At 67.0% G+C, this 4,159-nt stretch carries 3 protein-coding genes and 1 pseudogene; all 4 read right to left on the minus strand.

Features of this window, described 5'->3' with window-relative positions; genetic code table 11:
• Nucleotides 1-1,209 (minus strand): HAMP domain-containing protein (locus A7W11_RS14990; protein WP_066414334.1); only part of this gene is annotated, 1,209 nt, incomplete at its 3' end.
• A 113-nt stretch (nucleotides 1,210-1,322) separates the two neighbouring features.
• Nucleotides 1,323-1,760 (minus strand): hypothetical protein, encoded by a 438-nt coding sequence (locus A7W11_RS14995; RefSeq protein ID WP_066414338.1) that lies wholly within the window; start codon nucleotides 1,758-1,760, stop codon nucleotides 1,323-1,325.
• Nucleotides 1,761-1,792: 32 nt separating this feature from the next.
• Entirely contained in the window at nucleotides 1,793-3,730 is a 1,938-nt protein-coding gene (locus A7W11_RS15000; protein WP_066414341.1) for a methyl-accepting chemotaxis protein, read from the minus strand.
• A gap of 65 nt (nucleotides 3,731-3,795) precedes the next feature.
• A pseudogene (locus A7W11_RS15005) lies at nucleotides 3,796-4,159 on the minus strand (methyl-accepting chemotaxis protein); the annotation flags it as partial.

Below are 4,159 nucleotides of genomic sequence, written 5' to 3' on the forward strand. Positions count from 1 at the left end.
CTCGGAGATCTTGCGCGAACTGGCCGAAATGCCTTCCATGGTGTGCACCACTTCCGACACCGCGGCGCCGCCACGCTCGGCCACCTGCGATGCGCTGGCCGCCAACTGGTTGGCCTGCCGCGCATTGTCGGCGTTCTGTTTCACGGTCGAGGCCAGCTCTTCCATCGAAGCAGCCGTTTCTTCCAGCGAGGCGGCCTGCTCTTCGGTGCGGCTGGACAGGTCGGTGTTGCCCGCCGAGATTTCCTGCGAACCCACGTTGATCTCGTCCACGCCGCGACGCACGGTGCTGACCGTGCGCGTCAGACTTTCCTGCATGCGCTTGAGCGCGGCAAACAACTGGCCGATTTCGTTGTTGTTGCGCACTTCCACACGGGACGTCAAATCGCCCGCCGCGATGCGGTCGAAATGCTGGCCGGCCTCCACCAGAGGACGCACCACCAGACGGCCGAATACGATGCGGGCCAGGATCATCAGGATGATCGCCAGCACGACGGCCGCGACCACGGCGATCAGCGCACGCTCGAAGCTGGTTTGAGCTTGCTGGCTCGTCGCATCCTGCGAATCCTGGATGTATTTCGTAAACTGGCCGATGGCGTCGATGAAGGCGGCGCTACGCGGGGTGCCATATTCGTTGTTCACCATGTAGAACGTGGAATAGTCTTCGCTGCGCAGGGCTTCGAGCATGGTGTCCACGCCATCGTCGATGTACGAGCGATAGCGGCGCACCAGGTTCATGGACAGCTGGCGACCCGTTTCGTCCTCCAGCATGTTCTTCTGGAAATCGGCAAAGCGGCTGCGCACCCCGTTCAACAGGTCGGTGGCGTCTTTCAGCGCGTCTTTCGCCGCCTGGCTGGAACTGGCGTTCGCGCCCTGCGCATTGCCGCCGCCGCCCCAACCGGCCTCCTGCAGGTGACGCGCCGCCACCATGAGCGAGACGCGAGCCCGCAGCATGTCGCTGTTGATGATCTCCACCTGCTTGCCACGACTGGTCAGTTGGCCGATCTGCAGCACCGATTGATAGTTCTGCTGCAGGAAATAGGCCGCCATCAGGCCCATCGCCGCGACCAGCACCGCGAACAGGCCCATGACGCACATCAGCATGGTGCCGACGCGCGCGTCGCGCAGCTTCATGGAACGCTTCTGCTTCGGTGCGCGCTTGCGCTTCTTGGCCTTGCCCTGTTGGTCGCCTGTTTCCAGATTCGTATCCATATAGCCCCCCCTGTTTCCAGGAATCATTCGTAAAGTAAAGACTACTCACCGCGCGCCGGACCTGCCCGTCACACGGAAAGCCCCACCGGACAACCGCCCGGACCTCGCGGCGTTTACTGCGTCGCCCCTGGCGGGATCACGATCCAGCCAGACTCGGGCGACGGTTCCTGCGGCGCAACGGCCACCGGCGCGACAGGCGCGGGTTCGGGCCCCAGCAGCTTCTGCCGCTCCCAGGGTTCCAGCAGGAGGTTGGTGCTATCCACCAAACGCATCAGCCGTCCATCGGGACCGAACTGCAGCAAGGCTTCCTTGCGGCTGTACAGCCCATCGGGAACGAACGTGATATGGAAACGCCAGAGCGCCAGCGTGGTGCCGTCGCTCTGCGGATAGACCTGATCAGGCGCCGCCGTCAGTGCGCGCGACGCGTCTGCGATCGTCGTACGGCCCGGCGTCAGTGCCGACAGCTTGCCCGGGTCGAAGTTGTGGCCCGAGGCCGCGCATCCGCCCAGCACCAGCATTCCGGCAATCGCCAAGACTTTCAGATATCGCATTGCTTGCCTCGTGGTTGGCGTGTGTTCCGCCGTCAAAAGGATTCCCAGTCGTCATCGGATGGCGCCTTCGCGCGACCCGCCGATGACTTGGCCGGCTCGGGGGCCGGCCGGCTCTTTGCCGGTGCCTTCGGCGCGGACGCAACGGCCGCCGGAGCCGGACGGCTACGCGCGGGACGCCTGGCGCTGGCGGCATCGGTCTGGACCTCGGCCGGCGTCTGCGGGCGCGTCAAGCGCGCCGTGCGTTTACCCGCCGGTTGAGGCGCGGCGGCCTCCGCGCTGGGGGCCTTGCCTGCACCCGGCGCCGCCTGTACACGGGCCGGCCCGGCATTCCTGGTGGACGAGGCCACGGGTGCATCGGACACGCGCGGCGTCCGGCGGCTGGCTTCCAACTGCGCCGCCACGTCGATGACTTCGCCGGCGTTGATGCGGAACACCGCCACCGCTTCCGCCAGGCGCTGCGCCTGCTCCTGCAGCGAACCCGCAGCCGCCGCCGCCTCTTCCACCAGCGCCGCGTTCTGCTGCGTCACCTCGTCCATCTGCGACACCGCGCGGTTCACCTGGTCGATGCCGCTGGACTGCTCTTCCGACGCCGCCGAGATCTCGCCCATGATGTCCGTCACGCGCCTGGACGAACCGACCATTTCCTGCATGGTGGCGCCCGCTCGCTCGACCTGCTGCGAGCCGACGTCGACCTTGCTGACCGACTCCTCGATCAGCACCTTGATTTCCTTTGCCGCCTGCGCGCTGCGCTGCGCCAGCGAGCGCACTTCGCCCGCCACCACCGCGAAGCCCTTGCCCTGCTCGCCCGCACGCGCCGCTTCCACCGCCGCGTTCAGCGCCAGGATGTTCGTCTGGAACGCAATGCCATCGATCACCGACACGATCTCGGAGATCTTGCGCGAACTGGCCGAAATGCCTTCCATCGTCTGCACGACCTCGGACATGGCGGCGCCGCCGCGCTCGGCGATCTGCGAGGCGCTGGCCGCCAACTGGTTGGCCTGCCGCGCATTGTCGGCATTCTGCTTGACCGTGGAGGCCAGTTGCTCCATCGAGGCGGCGGTCTGCTCCAGCGAGGCGGCCTGCTGCTCGGTGCGGCTGGACAGGTCGGTATTGCCCGCCGAGATTTCCTGCGAACCTACGTTGATCTCGTCCACGCCGCGGCGCACGGTGCCCACCGTGCGCGCCAGGCTGTCCTGCATGCGGCGCACCGCCGCGAAGAGATGGCCGATCTCGTTGTTGCTGCGCGCCTGGACGCGCGTGGTCAGGTCGCCCGCGGCGATCCGGTCGAAATGAACCCCGGCTTCCTTCAAAGGCCGCAAGACGCCGCGCGTCACGAAGAGGAAGGCCCCCGCTGCAACGGCCAGCACCAGCACCGCCATGACCACATAAAGGATGTTCACCAGATGGATCTGGCTGCGGAACGTGGCCAGCGTACGCTCGCTCATCGTCTGGATGTTGCCGCTGAATTGATCCAGCTTGGTGGACAGGGCCGCACTGGCCGCGCCGGCCTTGTTGCTCTTGAGGTCCTGGAACCTGGCGATGTCCTTGGCCGCCAGCGCCCCCTGCATCTCCTGCACCGCGGCGGCCAGCGCCTGGAACCCGGCCACGAGATCATCGGCGCTGTCTCTTCCCACATCCGACAGCTTGGGAATGGCGCGGAAGGCCTCGACCTTCTTCAGTCCCTCCGCCACCTGAGCCCGCAGCATGTCCATGCTCTGCGAATACCCCGCCGCGTCCCCCGCCTGCTGCTGCGAGGCGGCGATGTCCGCCCGGACGATGGATCGCAGCATCAGGACATAACCGTCCTTCAGCAGGGTGTTCTGCCGCACGCTCAGGCTATCCAGCCGGCTGAGCGCGACATCGCCATCATGCGAGCTGTCCCAACCCATGCCGATGGAAGCCAAGGCCATCACCGCCATGGCCAGCAGCGCGGACAACAGACCGGTTTTGACTTTCAGGTTCGAGAGCATGTTGACTCTTTTCGATGTACTGCAGAGAAGCCAGCGCCAGGCGCCGGCCTCGGGATGTCTATCGGTTAGAAGGATTCCCAATCATCGGAGGCTGCCGACGCCTTGTTGCGCGCCGCAGCGGCCGGGGCCGGAGCCGGAGCCGGAGCCGCTGCCGGCGCGGACGTTTCGGTCGCGCGGCGGCGCGGCGGACGGCGCGTGCTGGCGCCCTCTCCCGCACCCGCCTCGACGATGCGAGCCGTGGCCACCAATCGCGGCGCCTCGGCGGCAGGCTTGGCAGCCGTCGCCGGCTTGGCCGCGGGCCGCTCTTGAACCGGCGCGGGCATGGACACGCGCGGCGCGGGCGCCGCCGCCAATTGCTGGGCCGGCGCCTCGATGACTTCGCCGGCGTTGATGCGGAACACCGCCACCGCTTCCGCCAGGCGCTGCGCC

Origin of the sequence: Bordetella ansorpii (assembly GCF_900078315.1) — a bacterium.
Taxonomy (GTDB): domain Bacteria; phylum Pseudomonadota; class Gammaproteobacteria; order Burkholderiales; family Burkholderiaceae_B; genus Bordetella; species Bordetella ansorpii.